Annotated in this window: 22 protein-coding genes; 8 read left to right on the top strand and 14 right to left on the bottom strand. The window is 71.3% G+C overall.

The window, feature by feature from the left end:
• Positions 1 to 115 precede the first annotated feature (115 nt).
• The 4 genes from ACQEVI_RS26170 to ACQEVI_RS26155 all read right to left on the bottom strand — a co-directional run bounded on the left by ACQEVI_RS26170 (position 116) and on the right by ACQEVI_RS26155 (position 2,670).
• A complete protein-coding gene (locus tag ACQEVI_RS26170; RefSeq protein WP_432905023.1) occupies positions 116 to 445 on the bottom strand; it encodes a hypothetical protein in 330 nt (109 codons plus the stop codon).
• A gap of 156 nt (positions 446 to 601) precedes the next feature.
• On the bottom strand, positions 602 to 1,546 hold the full coding sequence (locus ACQEVI_RS26165; RefSeq protein ID WP_432905020.1) for an SDR family oxidoreductase: 945 nt from the start codon (positions 1,544 to 1,546) through the stop codon (positions 602 to 604).
• 143 nt (positions 1,547 to 1,689) lie between these two features.
• Positions 1,690 to 2,082 (bottom strand): ester cyclase, encoded by a 393-nt coding sequence (locus ACQEVI_RS26160; protein ID WP_432905018.1) that lies wholly within the window; start codon positions 2,080 to 2,082, stop codon positions 1,690 to 1,692.
• Positions 2,083 to 2,328: 246 nt separating this feature from the next.
• The gene (locus tag ACQEVI_RS26155) at positions 2,329 to 2,670 is read right to left on the bottom strand and encodes a winged helix-turn-helix transcriptional regulator (RefSeq protein WP_432905015.1); all 342 of its coding nucleotides are present in this window, start codon (positions 2,668 to 2,670) and stop codon (positions 2,329 to 2,331) included.
• A 79-nt stretch (positions 2,671 to 2,749) separates the two neighbouring features.
• Here ACQEVI_RS26155 and ACQEVI_RS26150 point away from each other — a divergent pair, with 79 nt between their 5' ends.
• A complete protein-coding gene (locus ACQEVI_RS26150) occupies positions 2,750 to 3,406 on the top strand; it encodes an FMN-dependent NADH-azoreductase (RefSeq protein ID WP_432905012.1) in 657 nt (218 codons plus the stop codon).
• A gap of 1 nt (position 3,407) precedes the next feature.
• Here the strand turns inward: ACQEVI_RS26150 and ACQEVI_RS26145 are convergent, their stop codons facing one another.
• The 5 genes from ACQEVI_RS26145 to ACQEVI_RS26125 form a co-directional block, all read right to left on the bottom strand.
• Positions 3,408 to 4,214: an SDR family NAD(P)-dependent oxidoreductase gene (locus ACQEVI_RS26145; protein ID WP_432905009.1), complete on the bottom strand. Its 807-nt coding sequence runs from the start codon at positions 4,212 to 4,214 to the stop codon at positions 3,408 to 3,410.
• Between the two features lie 81 nt (positions 4,215 to 4,295).
• Positions 4,296 to 6,557, bottom strand: a complete 2,262-nt coding sequence (locus tag ACQEVI_RS26140) for a xanthine dehydrogenase family protein molybdopterin-binding subunit (RefSeq protein ID WP_432905007.1) — start codon at positions 6,555 to 6,557, stop codon at positions 4,296 to 4,298.
• Between the two features lie 11 nt (positions 6,558 to 6,568).
• On the bottom strand, positions 6,569 to 7,792 hold the full coding sequence (locus ACQEVI_RS26135; RefSeq protein WP_432905005.1) for an XdhC family protein: 1,224 nt from the start codon (positions 7,790 to 7,792) through the stop codon (positions 6,569 to 6,571).
• Positions 7,793 to 7,801: 9 nt separating this feature from the next.
• On the bottom strand, positions 7,802 to 8,779 hold the full coding sequence (locus ACQEVI_RS26130) for an FAD binding domain-containing protein (RefSeq protein WP_432905003.1): 978 nt from the start codon (positions 8,777 to 8,779) through the stop codon (positions 7,802 to 7,804).
• Positions 8,779 to 9,399: a (2Fe-2S)-binding protein gene (locus ACQEVI_RS26125; protein ID WP_432905001.1), complete on the bottom strand. Its 621-nt coding sequence runs from the start codon at positions 9,397 to 9,399 to the stop codon at positions 8,779 to 8,781. The genes ACQEVI_RS26130 and ACQEVI_RS26125 overlap by 1 nt, the downstream gene beginning before the upstream one ends.
• 326 nt (positions 9,400 to 9,725) lie before the next feature.
• Between ACQEVI_RS26125 and ACQEVI_RS26120 the strand changes: the two genes are divergently transcribed.
• Complete coding sequence (locus tag ACQEVI_RS26120) at positions 9,726 to 10,817, top strand: oxygenase MpaB family protein (protein ID WP_432904999.1); 1,092 nt, start codon at positions 9,726 to 9,728, stop codon at positions 10,815 to 10,817.
• A gap of 27 nt (positions 10,818 to 10,844) precedes the next feature.
• Here the strand turns inward: ACQEVI_RS26120 and ACQEVI_RS26115 are convergent, their stop codons facing one another.
• Positions 10,845 to 11,441: a TetR/AcrR family transcriptional regulator gene (locus ACQEVI_RS26115; protein ID WP_432904996.1), complete on the bottom strand. Its 597-nt coding sequence runs from the start codon at positions 11,439 to 11,441 to the stop codon at positions 10,845 to 10,847.
• A 62-nt stretch (positions 11,442 to 11,503) separates the two neighbouring features.
• Between ACQEVI_RS26115 and ACQEVI_RS26110 the strand changes: the two genes are divergently transcribed.
• Complete coding sequence (locus ACQEVI_RS26110) at positions 11,504 to 12,349, top strand: SDR family NAD(P)-dependent oxidoreductase (RefSeq protein WP_432904993.1); 846 nt, start codon at positions 11,504 to 11,506, stop codon at positions 12,347 to 12,349.
• Between the two features lie 51 nt (positions 12,350 to 12,400).
• On the opposite strand, the gene ACQEVI_RS26105 is transcribed toward ACQEVI_RS26110, so the two are convergent.
• A complete protein-coding gene (locus tag ACQEVI_RS26105) occupies positions 12,401 to 13,258 on the bottom strand; it encodes a helix-turn-helix transcriptional regulator (protein ID WP_432904990.1) in 858 nt (285 codons plus the stop codon).
• A gap of 111 nt (positions 13,259 to 13,369) precedes the next feature.
• Between ACQEVI_RS26105 and ACQEVI_RS26100 the strand changes: the two genes are divergently transcribed.
• Positions 13,370 to 14,434, top strand: coding sequence for a Kelch repeat-containing protein (locus ACQEVI_RS26100; protein ID WP_432904987.1), 1,065 nt, complete (start codon positions 13,370 to 13,372; stop codon positions 14,432 to 14,434).
• On the opposite strand, the gene ACQEVI_RS26095 is transcribed toward ACQEVI_RS26100, so the two are convergent.
• Together ACQEVI_RS26095 and ACQEVI_RS26090 are read right to left on the bottom strand one after the other, a co-directional pair.
• Complete coding sequence (locus tag ACQEVI_RS26095; protein WP_432904984.1) at positions 14,421 to 15,653, bottom strand: sensor histidine kinase; 1,233 nt, start codon at positions 15,651 to 15,653, stop codon at positions 14,421 to 14,423. The two genes, ACQEVI_RS26100 and ACQEVI_RS26095, sit on opposite strands and share 14 nt — an antisense overlap.
• Before the next feature lies 1 nt (position 15,654).
• On the bottom strand, positions 15,655 to 16,314 hold the full coding sequence (locus ACQEVI_RS26090) for a response regulator transcription factor (RefSeq protein ID WP_432904983.1): 660 nt from the start codon (positions 16,312 to 16,314) through the stop codon (positions 15,655 to 15,657).
• A 156-nt stretch (positions 16,315 to 16,470) separates the two neighbouring features.
• On the opposite strand from ACQEVI_RS26090, the gene ACQEVI_RS26085 reads away from it, so the two are divergent.
• Genes ACQEVI_RS26085 through ACQEVI_RS26070 form a run of 4 tightly spaced genes read left to right on the top strand, consistent with a single transcriptional unit; the run spans position 16,471 to position 20,061 of the window.
• Entirely contained in the window at positions 16,471 to 16,986 is a 516-nt protein-coding gene (locus ACQEVI_RS26085; protein ID WP_432904980.1) for a hypothetical protein, read from the top strand.
• On the top strand, positions 16,986 to 18,113 hold the full coding sequence (locus ACQEVI_RS26080) for a peptidoglycan-binding protein (protein ID WP_432904977.1): 1,128 nt from the start codon (positions 16,986 to 16,988) through the stop codon (positions 18,111 to 18,113). Before ACQEVI_RS26085 ends, ACQEVI_RS26080 begins: the two co-directional genes overlap by 1 nt.
• Positions 18,114 to 18,121: 8 nt before the next feature.
• Positions 18,122 to 18,829: an ABC transporter ATP-binding protein gene (locus ACQEVI_RS26075; protein WP_432904974.1), complete on the top strand. Its 708-nt coding sequence runs from the start codon at positions 18,122 to 18,124 to the stop codon at positions 18,827 to 18,829.
• Positions 18,826 to 20,061, top strand: coding sequence for an ABC transporter permease (locus tag ACQEVI_RS26070; RefSeq protein WP_432904971.1), 1,236 nt, complete (start codon positions 18,826 to 18,828; stop codon positions 20,059 to 20,061). Before ACQEVI_RS26075 ends, ACQEVI_RS26070 begins: the two co-directional genes overlap by 4 nt.
• 5 nt (positions 20,062 to 20,066) lie before the next feature.
• On the opposite strand, the gene ACQEVI_RS26065 is transcribed toward ACQEVI_RS26070, so the two are convergent.
• Positions 20,067 to 20,924 carry a helix-turn-helix domain-containing protein gene (locus tag ACQEVI_RS26065; protein ID WP_432904968.1) on the bottom strand — a complete coding sequence of 286 codons (858 nt, stop codon included), beginning with the start codon at positions 20,922 to 20,924 and terminating at the stop codon, positions 20,067 to 20,069.
• Positions 20,925 to 20,951: the final 27 nt, after the last annotated feature.

Here is a 20,951-nt window from a genome sequence, read left to right as displayed (position 1 = left end):
GCAGCCGGCGCTGTAGTTCCGCCCTGGTCGACGACCCTGCCACGAAACGACGCCGGAGCCCTATCCAGGCCCGCCCGATCCCAGGCTGGTGACCAGGAGCTGCCGGGCCGTGCGGCTAGTCGTGCTGCAGCAGCTTGTCGAGGGTGATGGGGAGGTCGCGCACTCGTCTGCCCGTGGCGTTGAAGACGGCGTTGCCGACCGCGGCGGCCGATGCGACCGTCCCGATCTCGCCGAGCCCCTTGGCGCCGAGCTCGCTGAGGACAGGGTCGGGCCGGTCGAGCCGGGCACCGGGCAGGTGACCCTGGCTACCGGTCTGGGGCTGGCTCCCGTCCCTCGGACGGATGTCGCCGCAGTGATCGTCGCCCTGCTGGATGCGCCGGCCACGGCTCGCAAGGTTCTCGAGCTGGTGTCCGGGACCACACCGATCGCCGCGGCCGTCCAGCAAGCAGCCGACGATCTCTGATGTGAGCGGTGCGGCTCACGGCACCACGTAGTTCGAGCCCCGGGCGTCGGTGAGCTCTTCGAGGAGCTCACCGACCCGGTGCACACGGTAGGCCGGCAGGCCGGCCCGCAGGTCGCCGGCGAAGATCGACGCCGACTCTCAGAAGGCACCGATGGCCGTCTTCGTCAGTTGCTCGGAGACGTCCCAGACGCGTGCGGCCTCGTCCGTGCTGCGCAGTCGTGAGTAGAGCTTCTGCTCGGCGGGCGGCCCTCCGACACGTCCAGGCCAGTTCGGGCCGTAGAAACCGCCAGGCTTGGAGTTGGGGTCGGTGGCTGCCATGAGAGCTGGCAGCTTGGCCGTCTCGACCGTCCCGAGCAGGATGCCCCTCTCGGACAGGAAGCGAATCATTCTCCGGGACGGTACCTCCTCGCTGCGACCGAGTTCTGGACGTGCCGCGAGCAGGTTCGTCGGAGCGACCCCAGGATGCGAGAGGTTGCTGGTGATACCCCAGCCGCTCGCGCGGCTGCGCCGGTCGAGCTCCAGGCCGAACTGGCCGAATGCGATCTTTGACTGGCTGTAGGCGCGCGTCCCGTCATAGCTGCGTTCCCAGTTCAGGTCGCCCCAGTTGATGGAGCCCTGGTTCGCGGCGATGCTCACCTGCGAGGTGACCCGCGCGCGGCCGGCCCGCAGGAGCGGCATCAGATGCGCGACAAGTGCGAAGTGACCCAGGTGGTTCGTGCCGAACTGAAGCTCGAACCCGTCGGCCGTGGCCTGTCGGTCCGGTGGGGTCATGACACCCGCGTTGTTGATCAGGAGATGAATCGGGCGCCCTTCTTCGCGCAACGTGTCACCGAGTGCGGCGACGGACGTGAGCGAGGACAGGTCGAGGTCTCGCAGCGATACCTTCGCCGCGGGCACGGAGTCCCGGATCTTCGTGATCGCGGCTTCCCCCTTGCGCGGGTTGCGCACGGGCATGATCACCTCGGCGCCTGCCGCTGCGAGGCGCGAGGCCATACCCAGGCCCATTCCGTCGCTGGCACCGGTGACGACGGCAAGCTTTCCCGACAGGTCGGGGATTGCGATATCGATGGTTTTGCGCGACATTGGTCCACTCCTAGAAGTCAGGTTGTCGGTCCTACTGTCGCCGAAGTGGACGGCGTTATTCAGGACCTGACAATCCGCCCTTACGAGAGCCGAGCCGTGAGCGACGGCCAGAAGGCGGCCCGAGCGGGCTGACCCCTCCGCGGTCAGCCGCCCAGCTGCTGCCTGGCGGCGTCGGAGTCCTGCAGGTTCGTCATGTTGACGAACCGTCCGTCGCGGATCCGGTAGAGCGCGTACTCGGTGACCTCGAACGATGCGCCAGTGGGAGCGACCCCGAGCCACTCCTTGACGGGGGTGCCGGTGTTGGTCAGGCGTGCGGCCACCTCGTGGCCGCTGGCCCTGAAGTCGTCCAGGCGCCACTTCAGATCGGGCACGGCGTCCACCTGAGCGTTCAGCGCGGCGACGACCTGGTCACGGGTAACGGCGTCACCGAAGTGCGTGAGCTCCTCGGCGATGAACTCTTCGAGGCGGTGGAACTCGCGGGCGTTGAGCACCGCGATGTAGTCCTCGTAGAACTCGCGGAGTTCGGCGTATGTCATGTCAATCTTCCTCTCGAACAGATCTCGAACAGAACTGAGCCGCACAAGGTCACCTCGTCTCGCAGTCTGCGATCGAGGTGCGGGCACACGACAAGCCTGCAACCGCGCCTGATCCAGGGGCGCATGAGCTTGGCACGCGACGGTCTTCGGCGGAACGTGCAGACGATCTCCGAGCTCGCGTTCGCCACCGGGTACGAGTCCGAGAGCGCGTTCAGCACACGATCGACGGCCCACCGCCGCTGCGTCTCAGCGGTGGGCGACGTCTGCCATGTTCTCCAGGGCCCAGCGCCCGAGATCCTGCAGCAACGGCAGCAGCTGCTGACCGGACGGCGTGAGGGCGTAGGTGACGGCTACGGGCGGCCCGGGATCGACATCGCGGGTGACGAGCCCGGCGTCGGCGAGCTCGGAGAGCCGGTCCGACAGCACCGCGTCGCTGATGCCGGTGACGGCGCGCCGCACGGCCACGAACGACAGCGGACCTGAGCCGAGGACTGCCACGATCATGCCGTTCCAGCGCTTGCCCAGGATCGAGAAGGCGAGCGTGATCGCCGCATCGCACTGGTGCGTCTGCACGCCGTCGTCTGCCATCGCGCCAGTCTAGCGTGCTACGGTTTCGCTAGTCGCTCTGATTTGCAGAGTGACTCTGGAAACAAGAACTGGAGCTGTCGTGACCCTCTTCCGCCTGGACGCAAGCATCCTTCCCGCCACCTCGGCCAGCCGCTCCCTCGGCGACCTTGTCGAGGGAGAATGGACCGCGGCCCACCCCGCTTCGACCGTGGTGCGCCGTGACCTCGCCACCGCCCCGGTACCAGCCACCGCGTGGCCGGACGCCGTGCACGGCGGGTTCACCCCGGAGGGCCAGCGCACCGAGGCGCAGCGCGAGGCGATCTCCCTGGCCCGCACCTTCGCCGACGAGCTCACCGGCGCCGACGCCCTCCTGTTCAACGTGCCGCTGTACAACTACGGCGTCTCACAGCACTTCAAGACCTGGTTCGACCTCGCCTACACCGACCCGCGCATCGACCCGCAGGGCACCGCGCTGCGCGGCAAGCCCGCCACCCTGGTCACGGTGCTCGGCGGCAACTACACCGAGGGCTCGCCCAAGGAGGGCTGGGACCACTCCACCGCCTGGCTGCGCCGCGTGCTCGAAGACGTCTGGGGCCTCGACCTGCGCGTCGTGCACCGCGCGTTCACCCTCGTCGGCGTCAACCCGGCGCTGGACGCCTTCGCCGAGCCGGCGGCCGAGCTCAAGCGCAATGCCGAGACAGCCGCTGTCCGCTCCGGGCGCGAGCTGGCTGAGGCGCGCGCGACGCAGAAGGTCTGACTCACAGACCCATGACCCTGGACAGGATCCTGTCCACCGTCCGGGCCGGTAGGAGCTGCTTCATGGTGACGACCATGCGTGCGTCCGCGCCGACGAGGTAGCGCGTCCGGGGCCGACGCGCGGTCAGTGCTCGCTCGACGACGGCGGCGACCCGCGCCGGATCACCGGCCCCCGCCTCCACGGACTCGTTGAACCGGACGAACGCGTCCAGGGCGCGTCCGTACCGGCGCTCCGCGGGCTCCGCCATGGTCGCGCGGTCCGCCTCCGCCGTCGCCGTTGTCCTGGCCCGGTTCTGCGAGGTGAAGCTGCCGGGATTGATCATCACCACGGGAAGGCTCCACGGGGTCAGCTCCTGACGGAGCGCGTCCGTGACCGCCTCGACGGCGAACTTCGAGGCGCTGTATGCGCCGAGGAACGGTGTGGTGACAAGACCGGCGGCTGAACCGATCATGACGAGACGCCCGCGCCCCGCTCTGATCGCGGGCAGGAACGCCTGGGTCACGGCGACGACCCCGACGACGTTGACCTCCAGCTGCTCCTGAAGGCGGTCGAGGGGCAGGTGCTCCAGGGGCCCTGCGATGGTGATCCCGGCGTTGTTCACCACGCCGCCGAGCGGGCCGACCTCCTCTGCCACGGCGGCGAGCTGCGCGGCGTCGGTCACCTCCAGCTCTACGGCCCTGATCCGCGGGTGGGCCGGGGCGGCCGCGAGGCGCCGCACTCCGGCCACGACCTCGTGGCCGCGCTCGGCGAGTCTGACGGCGATCGCGCTGCCGATGCCGCTCGACGTACCGGTCACAAGTACTCTCATCCCATACCCCTTGATCCCATGCCTGATTTGCCGTACGGATTGCCCTCGCGCCGCCCCGCGGCGCCTGACCCCGGTCGTTGACTAGAGGCGGTCGATCAGCTTGTCGAGGGTGAGGGGCACGTCGCGCACCCGGATGCCGGTGGCGTTGTAGACGGCGTTGGCGATCGCGGCCGCCGAGCCGACCGTGCCGATCTCGCCGAGGCCCCGTGCGCCCAGGCTCTGGGTCCCGACGTCCTCGCTGCCGTCGCCGAGCGGCCCGGTGAGAATCGGATCGGGGCGGTCGAGCATGACCACGTCGATGTCGGGGACATCCGCGTTGACGGGCACGAGGTAGTCGGCCAGGGTGCTGTTCGCCAGGCGTCCGGTGCGGAGCTCGACGTGGTTCTCCTCCAGGAGGGCGTGGCCGATGCCGAAGATGACGCCGCCGACGAGCTGGCTGCGGGCGGCCTTGGCGTTGATGACGCGGCCGACGTCGGCGACGGTGGTGAACCGGGTGACGCGGGTCTCGCCGGTGAACCGGTTGACGCGTACCTCGCAGAAGTGGGCGCCGAAGCTGTGGTGCACGTACCCCGGGTCGGCGGCCCCGGGGGACTCGGCGAGCGTGGTGATGCCCGGTGAGCCGACGGCTCTGAGCAGGCGGCCGAAGGTCATCGAGCGGCCGAGGCCGTGCAGGATCCCGCGCTCGTAGTGCAGGTCGTCCACGCTCGCGCCGTGCCACGGTGACCCGTCGTCGGTGACGGCGAGCCGCTTGAGCTCGTCGATCGCGTCGCGGGCGGCGTCCACGACCAGGGGCACTGTGGCGTGCGTGGCGCTGGAGCCGACGGCGGGTGCGCCCTGGGGCAGCACGGAGTCACCGATCTCGGGCGTCACCCGGTCCAGGGGTATCCCCAGGGCGTCAGCACCGGACACCGCGACCATGGTCGCCCCGCCGGTGCCGAAGTCCGAGATCCCCGTCGAGACCACGGCCGTGTCGTCGTCGAGCAACCGGACGCGCACGCTCGCGGGGCGGCGGTGTGCCGGGTAGATGGCGGCGGCCATCCCGGTGCCGTACAACCACTGCCCCTCGACGCGCGACCGGGGTGTGGCGCTGCGAGCGGACCAGCCGAATCGCCGCGCCCCGACGCGGTAGCACTCCTCGAGGTGCTTGCTCGACCAGGGCAGGCCCGAGACGGGATGGACCGTGGCGTGGTTGCGCAGCCGCAGCTCGACCGGATCTATACCGGTGGCGACGGCCAGCTCGTCCATCGCCGTCTCCAGGGCGAACGATCCGGGGGCTTCGTTGGGGCCGCGCATCGCCCGGCTCCCAGGAATGTCCAGCACGGCCAGCTCGGCGTGGACGTGCAGGTTGTGAGTGCGGTAGAGGGAGTCCGTGGTGTTGTGGGCCGGTGTCATGGGGAAGGTGACGGTGGTCGGCCGCTCGGAGACGCTCCGGTGGCTGACGGCGTTCAGGACGCCGTCACGGGAGGCGCCCAGCCGGACGGTCTGAGTGAGCTGGGGTCGGTGGCCGGTGAGGGTGAACATCTGCTCGCGGGTGAGAACGAGCCGGACCGGGCGGCCGATCTCCCGGGCCGCGGCGGCGGGTAGCGGGGTGTCGCTCCACAGGATGACGCGGGCACCGAACGCACCGCCCACGTACTTGGTGTTCAGCCGGACGTTCTGCGGCAGGACGCCGAGTCGCTGGGACATCCCCAGCGCGAACGCTGCGGGGATCTGCGCGCCGGCGTGGATCAACACCTGGTCGCCGTCCCAGACGGCGAGGATCGCGTGGGGTTCCATGGCCACGTGGTGCTGCATGTGCTGGTGGAACTCGGCCTCCACGACGACGTCGCTGGCGGCGAGCGCGTCGTCGATCGACCCCACGCCGGGAGCCAGGACCTCGACGCTGCTCGGCGTCCCGGTCAGGGTGGGGCCGGCCGGCTCGTGGGGCTCGTCCGCGAGGGAGGTGCGTGGCGGCTGGGTGTCGTAGGTCGTGGTGACCAGTGCCGCGGCGTCGCGTGCCTGTTCGGGGGTCTCGGCGACGACCATCGCGATGGCCTGGCCGTGGAAGCGGACCTCTGTGTCCTTCAGGGGCACGTAGTTCTCCACGAAGCCGGCTAGCGGACCGGTGATCGGATACAGGCCCAGGCGTGGCTCTGGCGCGGCGTAGACGCGCAGGACACCGGGCGAGGCGAGCGCGGCCGCCGTGTCGATCCTGGTGATGGTGCCTCGTGCGATGGTGCTGGTCACGAGGTGGGCGTGGGCGAGGTCGGTGGCGGGGTAGTCGCCGGAGTACTCGGCCGCGCCGGTGACTTTCCGCCTGCCGTCGACGCGGTCGGTCTCGCGTCCGACTGGGGTACGGGGCATCGTGACTCCTTCTAGCTGCTGAGCGTGAGCGCGCCGGTCGAGGCGGCGCTGTGGTGGATGGGGGCGCTGTGGTGGTGGATGGGGACCCCGGTGCTCAAGGGCACCCCTGAGCCGCCGTGCCGGTCGGCGACGATCTCCGCGGCGATGGACAGCGCGGTCTCCTGCGGGGAACGGGCCCCGAGGTCGAGGCCGATGGGGGAGTGGAGGCGGCCCAGCTCGCCACCGGTCAGGCCTGCGCCGCGGAGCCGGGCCAGGCGTTCCTCGTGGGTGCGGCGTGAGCCCATGGCCCCGACGTACGCCAGGGGCAGCCGCAGAGCGGCCGTCAGGAGCGGGAGGTCGAACTTGGGGTCGTGGGTGAGCACGCAGGCAACGGTGCGGCTGTCGAGCAGCCCGGCGTCGGCCTGCGCCTGGAGGTAACGGTGCGGCCAGTCGACGACCACCTCGGCGTCCGCGAAGCGCTCCGGGGTGGCGAACGTGGCCCGCGCGTCGCACACGGTCACGCGGTAGCCGAGGAACGTGCCGATGCGGGCCAGCGCGGCGGCGTGGTCGATCGCGCCGAAGACGAGCAACCGTGGGGCCGGGGTGCTGGACTCCACCAGCAGGGTCAGGGGCTCCCGGCAGAGGCTGTCCGCCACCCCGAGCTCGACCGTGCCGGTCTGCCCTGCATGCAGCAGGTCCGTCGCTCGATCCCCGGCCACCCGGTCGAGCAGCTCGTCCCCGAGACTTCCCGCGACGGTCCGGCCGGGCCGCACGACGACCGCCCGGCCGAGGTGGGTGCCCGGGCCACGCACGACCGTGGCCACGGCCACCGCTCGGCCGCCCGCGGCGTCGGCGAGTGCCCCTTCGAGCTCCGGCCCGGCGGCCGGGTCGTGGTGGCGCAGGAGCAGCTCGATCGTGCCGCCGCAGGTCAGGCCCACGCCGATGGCGTCGGCGTCGGAGTAGCCGAACCGTAGCGCCTGGGGCTGGTGGTCGCCGGCCAGCATCTCCTGGCAGGCCTCGTGGACGGCGGCGTCGACGCAGCCGCCGGACACGTTGCCCAGCACCGCGCCGTCCGCATCGACGACCAGGGAAGAGCCAGGCTGCCGGGGAGTACTACCGGCCACGCCGGTCACGGTGGCCGTGACGAACGGGACTCCGCGCCGGACGCGTTCGAGCAGCTCATCGGCGAGCTCAAGCATGGCCACCGTCCGATCCGGGACCGCCCGGCTCGACGGCGCCCGGCCGAACCGGCTCACGTGGGCCGCTCATCGGCTCTCCACGAGCTCGGTCAGTGCCCGTACCAGGGTGCGACGCAGCAGGGCTGGCTTGAACGCGTTGTACTCGCGGGGCTGGGCGCCGTCCGCCGCGCGCCTGACGGCGGCCTCGAACGTGGCGGAGGTCGCCGGTCGCCCGGCCAGCGCGCGTTCGACCGCCGGCAGCCGCCACGGCCGGGTCCCCACACCGCCGACAGCGATCCTGGCCTGGGTGATGGTGCGCCCGCGCAGCTCGAGGGCGACGGCGGCGGAGGCGAGCGCGAACTCGTAGGACTGCCGGTCGCGGACCTTGAGGTAGTGCGAGCGCGCCGCGAAGGGGGAGCTGGGCACCGTGATCCCGGTGACGAGCTCGCCCGGACGCAGGGTGTTCTCGATGTGGGGCGTGGCCCCGGGCAGCGTGTAGAAGGTCTCCAGCGGCACGGTCCGGGTGCCGCGGTTGGAGCCCAGGTGCACCACCGTGTCCAGAGCGACCAGCGGGACGGCCAGGTCGCTGGGATGGGTCGCGATGCAGGCGTCGCTCGTGCCGAGGACGGCGTGGCCGCGGTTGATCCCCTCCAGAGCCGAGCAGCCGCTGCCGGGCTCGCGCTTGTTGCACGGCGTCGTGACGTCGCGGAAGTAGCCGCACCGGGTGCGTTGCAGCAGGTTGCCGCCGATGCTCGCCATGTTGCGCAGCTGGGCCGAGGCACTGAGCTCCAGCGCCTCGGCGACCATCGGGTAGTGCTGCCGCACGGTGCGGTCGGCGGCCACGTCGCTCATCCGTTCGAGCGCACCGATGTGCAGCCCCTTGTGGTCCAGCGTGATCCCGTCCAGCGGGAGCCGGTTGATGTCCACGACGTGGTCGGGGGTCATCACCTCGAGCTTCATCAGGTCGACCAGGGTGGTGCCCCCGGCCAGGAAGGCGGTGTCCGGTCCCGCGCCCCGCAGGGCCTCGCGCACCGAGCGCGGCTGGGCGAAGGTGTAGGGCCGCATCAGCGCATCACCTGCTGCGCGTCCCGGATCGCGTCGACGATGCGGGGGTAGGCGCTGCACCGGCAGATGTTGCCGGACATGCGCTCGCGGATCTCGGCGTCCGAGCGCGCGGGGCCCTCGTCGTCGACCATCGCGACGGCGGACATGATCTGCCCCGGCGTGCAGAAGCCGCACTGCAGACCGTCGTGGTCGACGAAGGCCTGCTGCATCGGGTGCAGGCGGTCGCCGTCGGCGAGGCCCTCGATGGTGGTGACGGCTCGGCCGTTGGTCGAGGCGGCCAGGGTGAGACAGGACAGCACGCGCCGGCCGTCGACGTGGACGGTGCACGCACCGCACTGGCCGCGGTCGCAGCCCTTCTTGGTGCCCTTGAGGTCCAGCCGCTCGCGGAGCGTGTCGAGCAGGGTGGCGCGCGGGTCCACCCGCACCGAGACCGGGTCACCGTTGACGGCGGCGCGCACCGTCACCTGGGGCACACCGTCCGCGGTGGGTGCGGCGGCGTCTGCCGCCTCCGCCTGTCCGGTCAGCAGCGGGGTCACGGCGGCGGCGACCAGGCCGCCGCCCAGGAAGTTGCGCCGGGACACACCCGAACGGGCGCGTCCTGCATCGTTGTCTTGGTTCATCGGGTCTCTCCTGGCTGGTCGCTGGATCGGGCAGGGGAAGGGCGGTGCCGCGATCCGCCGTGTGGCGTCCGGGTCCGGTGCTGGTCCCAGGTTGGCCAACGGGGAGGGAGACAGCCAGGCTCTGTCGATCCCAGGCTGAGGTCGAGCTGGTGGCGCTGGAGGGTCCGTGCCTCCGCGCTCTTTGGGGGGATCGACAGGGCGTGGCTGTCGGCCTCGGCGGCGACTTGAATGACGTCATGACCCCTTCGAGCAATGACTCATCGGTGCCCGAACGCCTTGTCGATCTCGACTCAGCCCGGAACAGGCACGGCGATCGTGCCGACTTCATGGCGCGCATGCTTCAGGTGGGGGACCCGCTCGCCGACGCCGTCATCGTCGAGTTCGACGAGCTCGGCCGGTCCGCACGGACGACGCTCCAGCGCGGTCTCACCGAGGGCCGGGCGAACGTGCCGGACGCACCGCCCGCCGTCGACGCGCTGCTCGCCCACGCCGAGACCGTGCCCGGCTGGATCTCGCCGGAGCTGCTGGACACAGGAGACCGGACCTCGCTCGCCGTGCCACCGCACTGGCGCGGCCTGGCCTCCGCCGGCGGCTCCCTTGCGCACACCTACAGCTCCCCAGCCATCGCGCGACTTCTCGTCGGCACGGGCCGGCTGACCTCGACGGCGCCGCGCCGGCTCGCCGAGACCGGGCTGTGGGTCGCCTCCGCGATCCTGCCCGGCGGCCTGCACCACGGCGCCCCCGGCTACGTGCAGACGGTCCAGGTCCGGCTGCTGCACGCACGCGCCCGGGCATCGGCCATGTCCCACGGCTGGGACGCCGACCGGTGGGGGATCCCGATCAACCAGGCCGACGTCGCGCGCACCTGGCTCGACTTCACCGTGGTGCCGTTCACGTTCCTGGAGAGCGTCGGCTACCGGCTCACTCCCGAGGAACAGTCGCGCCTGTACCGCTACTGGTGGTACATCGGTCACCTGCTCGGCCTGGACGAGGAGTTCTTCCTCGACATCGAGGACCACGCACGGGCCGGCGAGCTGCTCGACCTGCTCGACTCCACCACCGCCCCGCCCGATGAGAACAGCCGCGCTCTGGTCGGGGCACTGTTCGACGCGGCGACGGTGACCCTCGCGAACGCGCCGCAGTCGCCGATGGACGCGCCGGGCTGGCGCGACCTGCTCAACGCCCTGGCAGGCCAATACCACGGCAAGAACGCTGCCGCTCTGGGCATCCCGGACTCGCCGATCACAGCGGTGCTGCCCCTGCTCGCGGCGGGGGAGGCCACGGTGCGTCACTACCAGGCGCAGATCCCGGGCGCGGTGCAGAAGGCCGTGGAGGACGGCACCCTCGCCGTACACGGGATGGTCACTGCGCTCTCCGGAGGCAGCACCGCCTATCAGGACCATGCCACGGCCCCGTGACGTGGGGCCGTGACGTCACGGAGTGCGTCAGGCGCGGAGGGCGGCCACCGCCTGGTCGAACAGGTCCACGGGATCGCTGGTGCCGCCCGACTGGCGCCATGCCTCCACCGCCACGTCCAGGCAGGCGAGGGCTGCGGCGATGACGGCACGCGCTCGCGGGTCGGCTGCCGCGCCGGGCTCGATGCCCAGACGCCGTTCGATGTCCGGGGCGAGCAGTTCCTGCCAGCGCAGGTGCTTCTCGAGGTGTCGTGCGCGCAGCGATGGCGCATCGGCGTACATGTTGGCGATCTGCAACGGGGTCGCGGCGTCGGTGCCCCGCTGGTGCAGGTCGATGAACGTCTCCCGCAGCGCTTCCCACGCCGTCTCCGTCGCGGGGCGTGCCTCGAGCGTCTCGCGCACGCGTAGCCCGAGTGCCTCGAGGTCGCCCATCACGACGTCCTCCTTGCTCCCGAAGTAGTGGAAGAACGACCGCCGCGAGATCCCGGCGGCGGCCGCGATCTGGTCGACGGTCGTCGCTTCGAAGCCCTGCTCCACGAACAGGCGCAAGGCCGTGCCGGCGATCTCGGCGTGGACGGCCCGGCGCGTCCGTTCGCGCAGCGTCGGAACATCAGACTGTGGATCCATGCACCAACCTTACCCGCAGTACGTCTCTTGCATTCGGTGCAAGGGCGTGCCTACAGTGCAGCATGCCTCCTGTCGACTTCACGTCCCAGACCACCATCGTCACCGGCGCCAGCTCCGGGATCGGCGCCGCCTTCGCACGGGCTCTCGCGAAGCGCGGCTCCGACGTGGTCCTGGTCGCCCGCCGCCTCGACCGCCTCCAGGGGCTCGCGAACGAGCTCGAACGCGAGCACGGCGTGCGCGCCACCCCGATCGCCCTCGACCTGAGCGGGCGCGGAGCCGGGCAGGTCCTCGCCGGCGAGGTGGCTGCACGCGGCCTCACCGTGACCGGGCTCGTCAACAACGCCGGCTTCGGCACCGACGGGCCGTTCCACGAGGAGGACCCGGCGCGCCTGCAGGACGAGATCGCCGTCGACGTGGCGAACCTCGTCGACATCTCCCGTGCGTTCATCGAGCCGCTCCGGCTGGCGGGGCGCGGGATCCTGGTCAACGTCGCCAGCATGGCCGCCTACGCTCCCGCGCCGGACATGGCGGTCTACGCCGCCTGCAAGGCCTTCGTGCTGAGCTTCACCGAGGCGCTCTGGTACGAGTCGCGGTCCAGCGGCCTGCGCGTGCTCTCCCTCGCCCCCGGCCTGACCCGCACCGAGTTCTTCGACGACCTCGCCAGCGGCGCCTACAACGGGAGCTACCAGACCCCCGAGCAGGTGGTCGACACCGGTCTGCGCTCCCTCGACCGCGGAAACCGCCAGCCCAGCGTCGTCTCGGGCCGGGTCAACACGATCGCAGCCGGCGCCGGCCGGTTCTTCACCCGCCGCCGGGGCGTGATCATCTCCGGGCAGTTCGGCGCTCGCTCACGCAATGCCCCAGCCGCTGCACCCGCTCTCGCCGCGCGCGGTCGAGCGGACCGATAAGGGGACCCCCGGCACGGTCGCGTCGGCGCGGGTGATCCCGCGCCGGTGCCTTCAGGACGGGGCGTCGAGCGACTGTGTTCCGATCACCGTGAGCAGGTCGAGCAGCTCGGCGCTGTCGGTGCCGGGTGTGGGAGTGAACCAGAGCAGTCGTTGCCGACCGTCCTCGCTGAACAGGTTGAGGCAGTTGACGTCGAGCAGGCCGAGCCGGGGATGGTTGACGCGCTTGCGGCCACGGCGGCGAAATGCCACGTCGTGCCTGGCCCACAGCTCGGCGAACTCCGCGGAGCCGTCCTGCAGCTCGGCGATCATGGACCGTGCCTCGGTGTCCTTGCTGCCTCGGCGGGCAGCCCCCGCGCGCAGGTCGGCGACGAAGGCCTGTGACTGTGAGCCGTGGTCGGCCTCGGGGTAGATGGCCCGGGACGCCGGGTCCATGAACCAGCGGTAGGCGAAGCTGGCGTGCCTGCCGGTGAAGTGCGAGTGATCGCCCAGCATCGCGACGGCGAGCGGGTTCTGTACGAGCGTCACGTGCAGGTCGGTGATCACCTTCGCGGGCGTCGAGGTCAGGCGGCCGAGCAGGTCCAGCATCCCGGGTTGCACGTGCGACGTCGCACCGCCCGCGGGGGGCACGGGCCGCTCGGCCAGATGGAAGAGGTGACGCCACTCGTCGTCGGACAACCGCAGCGCCCGGCCGAGCGCGGCGAGCATCTGTTCGGACGGCTGGGAGCCGGCTCCGCGTTCGAGCTCGTTGTAGTAGTCCACCGAGGCGCCCGCCAGCAGGGCGACCTCGTCCCGCCGCAGGCCGGGCACCCGGCGCCGCGGACCGGGAACCAGCCCGACGTCCTCGGGCCGGATCCGTTCGCGGCGTGAGCGGAGGAATGCGCCCAGCTCGGCGTACCCGGTGGCTCTCATGTCCCAAGTATCAGGTGAGCGGGGTCGCCGTCACAGGGGGTGGCATCCCCTGGTTCGCGCTGCCAAGGTCCTGGAACGTGGGGTTCCCGACGAACAGACGGAGGATCCACCGTGACCAGACAGATACTCGCTCGCCGAACCAGCGCGGCCGTCGCCACGCTCGCCGTCGGCACGATGCTGACCACGGCGTGCACCGTCGCGCCGGCCTCGTCGTCCGAGGTGTCCTCCAGCCGGACGGACAGCTGGCAGGAGCGCGCGCCCATGGCGCTCGAACGGCAGGAGCTCTACCCCGAGGTGGTCGACGACCAGATCTACGTCGCCGGGGGACTGCTCAACCCCAACACCGGTGTGTCCGCGCACTTCGACGCCTACGACCCCGTCGCCGACTCCTGGCGCCGGCTGGCGACGATGCCGCAGGCCAGGCATCACATCGGCCTTGCCGAGGCGAACGGTGCGCTGTACGCCGTCGGCGGGTTCAGCGGCGGCTTTCCTCGGTGGCGGGCCGAGCCGGACACGTTCGTCTACTCACCGGAGGACGACGCCTGGTCGACCGGCGTCGACCTGCCGGAGCCGCGTGCCGAGTTCGTGATCGAGAGCGTGCGTGACCAGGTGTTCGTGATCGGCGGTCGGGTCCGTGGGACACCTGACGCCACGACGTTCACGACCCACGTCGACAGCGACAGGAACGAGATGTTCGACCCCGCTACCGGTACCTGGACGCGGCTTGCTCCGGCTCCGACCCCGCGGAACAGCGCCGCGTCGGCCGTCGTGGACGATCGGATCCATGTGATCGGTGGCAGGGAGTTCTCGCTCGCCGAGGATGGTTCCGCCGTCCAGGAGAACGTGGCGACGGTCGAGGTGTACGACCCGGCCACCGACGAGTGGGAGACGGTCGCACCGCTCCCCGAGGCGCGTGGTGGGCTGGCCGCGGCCGTGCACGATGGTTCGATCTACGTGTTCGGTGGCGAGCAGCACAACCCGGACCCGCTCGTCTACGACGACGTCTGGCGGTACGACCCGGAAGCCGACGAGTGGACCGACGCGGGGAACCTGCCCACGCCGCGGCACGGTCTCGGCGCCGCCACCGTCGGTGATGTCATCTACACCTTTGGCGGGGGTACCGAGGTGGGCGGCAACTTCGCCAGCGCGCTCAACGAAGCGTTCACCCCGGGATAGGAGAGAGCGAGGACGCCGCCGGCAGATCGAGGTGCACCCGCAGCCCTCCCTCAGGACGAGGGTGCAGAGCGAGCGTCCCGTGGTGCGCGGTGGCCACGGCCGCCACGATGGCCAGACCCAGCCCGTGCCCGGAACCCCGGGTCGTCGAGCGCCCGGCGCCGCGGACGAACGGCTCGGTGAGGGACTCCACGGCGGCTGCGGCGACTCGCGGGCCGGAGTTGGTGACGGCCACGCGTGCCCGTGCGCCGTGCGCCAGGACCCGCACGGCGGCGTGTCCCGCGGGCAGGTTGTGCCGGATCGAGTTGCGCACGAGGTTGGTCGCGGCCTGCCGCAGCAGCACGGCGTCGCCCCGCACGGTGCACGGGGCGTACTCGGCCGTGAGCTCCACGTCGGCCGCCGCCGCCTCGTCGAAGAACTCTGCGACGACGCTCTCCACCAGGTCGGCGAGATCGACGAGTTCCCGTGTCGGGGTGCTCGAGTCGGCGTCGGCGAGATCCAGGAGCGCGTCGATGGTCTCGATGCTGGCCTGATTGACCTCGCCGATGCGCTCCGCGAGCTGGCGCAGCTCGGCGCGTTCCGCGTCCGGGTCGGCCAGGGTCACGTCGATCATGGTCTTGGTGGTCGCCAGCGGCGTGCGCAGCTCGTGGGACGCATTGGCGGCGAACCGGCGGTGCGCGGTGAACGAGCGGTCGAGCGAGGCCAGCATGCGGTCGAACGTATCGGCGAGGCCGCGGATCTCGTCGTCCGGGCCCTCCAGGTCGATGCGGTGGTCGAGAGTGCCGGCCGAGGCGCGGGCAGCGGCCGCGTTGATGACGGCGAGCGGTCTGATGATCCGCCCGGCCACGACCCAGCCCACGGCTCCGCCGACCACGGCCAGCAGCACGAGCGCGACGACCGACGCGACCAACAGGGTGTCGAGGAAGTCGGCGACGGTTCTGATCTGGATGGATACCCCGTAGTCGGTGGGCCCGGAAGGGCTCACCGGCGTGAGGCCGGTCGAGCCCGAGATCCCGGAGGGTTCGGCATCGTCCGGGCCCAGTGCTTGCGTCTCGATGATCTGATAGTTGGGCACGTACCGCATGTACAAGTACACGATCGTGATGAGCACGGCGCCGCAGCCGGTCGTCAGGGCGGCGTAGCTCAGGGTGAGGCGGGCCCGGATCGTCAACCGACGCCGACGCCGACGCCGACGTCCGGCGACGGGGGCCGGGGTAGCCATCTCAGGCACCGAACCGGTAGCCGGCACCGGGGACGGTTTGTACGACCCGTGGCTCGCCCAGGCGCCGGCGCAGGTTCGAGACCGTGACACGAATGGTATTGGTGAACGGGTCGGCGTTGGCGTCCCACGCGCGCTCCAGCAGCGTCTCGGCGCTGAGCACCCCGCCGTCGGCGTTCATCAGCATCTGCAGCACGGCGAACTCCTTGGGGCTGAGCCGCACCAGGCGGCCGTCCCGGTAGACCTCGCGGCGGAACGCGTCCAGCCGCACCCCCTGCCCTTCGACCACCGGGGGCCGGGCCGGCTGGCTGCGCCGCTCCAGCGCCCGCAACCGCACCACGAGCTCGGGGAACTCGAACGGCTTGAGCAGGTAGTCGTCGGCACCCAGCTCGAACCCGGAGACGCGGTCGCCGAGGGTGCGGGCGGCCGTGAGCATCAGGACGCGCACGCCGGGATGGTGCTCGGCGAGCTGTCGGCAGACCTCGTCGCCGTGGATGCCCGGCAGGTCACGGTCGAGCACCACCACGTCGTACGTGTGCTCCTCCACCGCGGCGAGCGCTGCGCCGCCGTCGTGGACCACGTCGGCGGCGATGGTCTCGCGGCGCAGGCCCACCCGGACGGCGTCCGCGAGGTAGGGCTCGTCCTCGACGATCAACACGCGCACGACCAACCTCCGACCACGGGGACACGACAGGAGCCAGACAACCACACACGATGTTGGGAAAACATCAAGGTTTCTCTGAACACCCTGACAACGGGTGCGCTGCTGGACTGCTCGGTGTCCACGGACAACCCGTGGCACCGATCCGAGGAGACCTCGATGCGTACGTACCGTCCCACCCGGCTGACCATCGCCGCGCTGGCGATCCCCCTGCTGCTGACCGCACTGACGGCATGCGGTCCCGACGATGCCGACGCGTCCGGCCAGGACGACGGCTCGAGCAGCGGCTCCGACAGCTCGGCCTCCGACCGGTCGTTCGACGAGTACCAGCTCGATTTCGCGTCCTGCATGCGCGACAAGGGCATCGACATGCCCGACCCCGACGAGAACGGCTCGATCCAGGCGCCTGCGGGCGACGGGTTCATGGAGGCCGCTCAGACCTGCCAGGACGAGCTCGGTCTGCCGCCCGCCGCCCCGGGTGGCGGCTCTGGTGCGTCGGACGAGGAGCAGCGCGCCGAGTGGTTGGAGATCGCGGCGTGCTTCCGCGAGAACGGCGTGGACGTGCCGGACCCGGGGCCCGGTGACGAGCTCATCGTCCCCGCGGACGTCGCGGGCGACGTGTTCGAGACATGTGCACCGCAGGGCGTCGGCGGCTCCACCGGGGCAGGCAACTGATGTCCGGCACCGAACCGGACAACGAGAACGTGCCGTCGGTGAGCGCGCCGCCACGCCCCCGGCGCCGCGGGCGCGCTGTGGCCTGGCTGGCCGTCGGCGTGGCGGCGGCCGGTGGCGTGGGAGTGGGAGTACATGCCTTCGCGAGCTCGGCCGAGCAGCAGGTCAGCACCACGCAGGCGTTCCAGGGCGACACCGACGAGGTGGTCCTGGGCGACCTGGAGGGCAGCACCACCGCAGCGGGAACGCTGCGGTTCTCCGACCTGCGTGCCATCCAGTCGGCCCGTGCCGGAGTGGTGACCGGTCTGCCGAAGGCCGGCACGGAGGTGAGTCCGGGCGAACGACTGTATGGCGTGGACAACGTGCCGGTGTTTCTGCTGGAGGGCGGGCTACCCGCCTGGCGCGACTACGAGAGCGGCATGAGCGACGGACCCGACGTGCGTCAACTCGAGCGGAGCCTGCGTGCGCTGGGCCATCTCGACGAGCAGCCAGACGCGACGTTCACGTGGGACACCACCGAGGCGATCATGGACTGGCAGGAGGAGAACGATCAGACACGCACGGGTGAGCTCACGCTCGGGTCCGTGCAGTTCGCCGACGGCGCCCTGCGGATCGGCACGCTCACCGCATCCGTCGGCGACCGGACCGCACCCGGGGCCGAGCTGTTCGAGGCGACCGGCACCGAACAGGTCGTGAACGTGAACATGCGGCTTGCCGACCAGCAGCTCGCCGTGCTCGGCACCGAGGTGACAGTGCGGCTGCCCGGCGGCGAGGAGACCACCGGGCACATCACGTCGGTCGGCACCCCGACCGAGACGGAGGACGGGACCGGGCAGCCGCAGACCGTCATCCCCGTCGTGGTCGCGCTGGACGACCCCCAGGCCGCCTCCGCCTTCCAGGAGGCCTCGGTGACCGTCGACATCCCCAGTGCGCGACGTGAGGACGTGCTCTCGGTGCCGGTAGGCGCGCTGATCGCCATCACGCCGCAGCAGTTCGGCGTGGAGGTGGTCGACGCCGACGGCGGCACCCGCCAGGTGCCCGTGGAGACCGGCCTGTTCGCCGGCGGCCGGGTCGAGATCTCCGGCGATGACGTGGCCGCCGGTCAGCGAGTGGTGGTGCCGCAGCGATGACGGTACTGATGACCGCCCTACCTCCGAATCCGATCGTCGCGCTCGACGATGTTCAGCGCAGCTACGGCGATCCACCCGTGCTGGCCTGCGCCGGCGTGACCTTGCAGATCCTGCCCGGTGAGCTGGTCGCGATCGTCGGCCCCAGCGGGTCGGGCAAGTCGACGCTGCTCAACCTCATCGGCACGCTCGACCGCCCGACCGCAGGCGTGGCCCGCATCGACGGTCTCGACGTGGCCGAGCTTGACGACCGGTCGCTCTCGGCGCTGCGCGCCCACCGGATCGGGTTCGTGTTCCAGCAGTTCCACCTCGCCGAGGGCGTCAACGCCCTGGACAACGTGGCCGACGGGCTGCTGTACGTCGGCGTTCCTCGGGCGGAGCGGCGCCGTCGGGCCGTCGCCGCGCTGAAGCGTGTGGGACTGGGCCGCCGGCTCGACCACCGGCCGAACGAGCTCTCCGGCGGTGAGCGCCAGCGCGTGGCGATCGCCCGTGCGGTGGTGGGCGATCCGCCTCTGCTCCTGGCCGACGAACCCACCGGGAACCTGGACAGCGCGTCAGGGGCCGCGATCGTCGAGCTGCTCCACGAGCTCAACGACCAGGGCACGACCGTCGTCGTGATCACCCACGATGCGGAGCTCGCCGCGCAGCTACCCCGCCGGATCGCTCTGCGCGACGGGCGCGTGCTGAGCGACACACGTGCCCCGGGGGTGGAGGCATGAGCACGACGACGTCGACCCGCCTCCCGGCCGCACCGTCCGGCACCGGCCCGGTGCCCACCCGGTCCCGCCTGCTCGGGCGGGACGTGCTGCGGCTGGGCACCACCGGCCTGCGGGCCCGCCCCACGCGGGCCGTGCTGTCAGCGCTGGGGATCGCGATCGGCATCGCCGCGATGATCGCCGTCGTCGGTGTCTCGTCGTCCAGCCAGGCCAGGCTGAACGACCAGCTCGCCGCGCTCGGGACCAACCTGCTCACGGCCAAGGCCGGCACTAGTCTCACCGGCGAGCAGACCACGTTGCCGCCGGACACGGTGAGCAAGGTCAGGCGGGTGGAGGGGGTCGTGAGCGCGAGCAGCACGGCGACCCTGGCCGAGCCGGTCTACCGCAGCTCGCTGTCGGACCCGGCCGCCACCGGCGGGATCACGACGATGGTCGCCGACCGGAATCTGCTCGGCGTGGTCTCGGCCGAGGTGAGCTCCGGCGTGTGGCTGAACCCGGCCACGGCCACCTTCCAGACCGTCGTGCTCGGCAGCACGGCCGCCCAGCGCCTGGGCGTCGTGGTGCCGGGCACCCAGGTCTGGCTGGGCGGTACCTACTTCACCGTGGTCGGCATCCTGAGGCCGGTGGCACTGGCCCCCGAGCTCGACTCCGCCGCGCTCGTGGGTCACGAGGTCGCCGGTGACCTGTTCGGCTTCGACGGCAGCCCCACCATGGTCTACGAGCGGTCGGCGGACGACGCCGTGGAACAGGTCCGCGAGCTGCTCGCACCGACCATCGCGCCCGAGGCGCCCGACGAGGTGGAGGTGTCGCGCCCGTCGGACGCACTGGCCGCGCGGACAGCGGCGAACCAGGCGTTCACGGGTCTGCTGCTCGGGCTCGGCTCGATCGCTCTGCTGGTAGGCGGCATCGGCGTGGCCAACACGATGATCATCTCGGTGCTGGAACGACGACGTGAGATCGGCCTGCGCCGTTCGCTCGGGGCCACCCGGGGGCACGTGCTGGCCCAGTTCCTGGCCGAGGCGCTCCTGCTGTCGGCGCTGGGCGGGGTGTTCGGCAGCGTCTTCGGCGCCGCCGCGACGGCGGTCATGGCCGGCGTCAACGGCTGGCCGTTCGCGCTTCCACCGGTCGCGATGGTCGTCGGGGTGGGCGCAACGCTCGTGATCGGGGCGGTCGCAGGGCTGTACCCGGCGGTCCGCGCCGCCAGGACCCCACCCACGGCGGCGCTGAGCTCCTGACCGGATCAGCCAGGGCCGGCCGCTGCTGTCGCATGCTGATCTACCGGGGCCGCGGCGGCCATGGCTCCGAGCAGTGTGAGGCGTTCGGCGGCATCCGTGCCAGGTTGGGCGTGGTAGATGACGAGCATGACGCCATCTGCGCCCGCGACGGCGAGCTTTTCCCGGTCGAGGTGGAGTGCGCCGACAGCGGGGTGGTCGAAGGTGACTCCTGCGCCGGTGCGCTCGGCGATGTCGTGGCGCGCCCAGAGCCTGCGGAACTCCGGGCTCGCGACAGAGAGCTCTCCGACGAGTTCGACGACGCGAGGGTCGTCGACGCTGCGACCGACAGTCTTGCGGAACCCGGCGAGGAGGGCGGCGGCGGCACGCTTCCAGTCTTCGAAGAGGTCCTGTTCTGCCTCGCTGAGGAACACGTCTCGAAGTCGGTTGCCGCCGGTGACCAGCCGGGGCGAGATGGCGGAGGCGAGGGGGTTGGCGGCGAGGACGTCGAGGTAGCGACCCTCGATGAAGGCGGGGAACGGGAGCTCGTCGACGAGCCGAGCGGTGCTGGCAGGGAGCACTTCGCGGCGGGCCCTGGGGCGTTTCCGGCGGGGCCGTCCGGAGGTGAGGCTGAAGAGGTAGGCGTCGTCGTCGAGCTGGAGGACGCGTGCGATCGCTTCGACGACCTGGGGGGAGGGATGGCGGTCTCGCCCTTGCTCGAGGCGCAGGTAGTACTCGGCGCTGATACCGGCGAGCATCGCGACTTCCTCACGCCGCAGGCCGGGAACCCGGCGGACGCCGACGACGGGGATCCCGACCTGTTCCGGGGCGACGAGCTCACGTCGGGCCCTGAGGTACTCGCCCAGGGCGTTCGGCTCGTCAGTCATGCCCACCACGGTAAGCGGGGGCTCTGA

This window comes from Promicromonospora sp. CA-289599 (assembly GCF_050936155.1).
In the GTDB taxonomy this organism is placed as follows: Bacteria; Actinomycetota; Actinomycetes; order Actinomycetales; family Cellulomonadaceae; genus Promicromonospora.
Note: the sequence above shows the minus strand (reverse complement) of the source record. Positions and strands in the feature narration are given on the sequence as shown.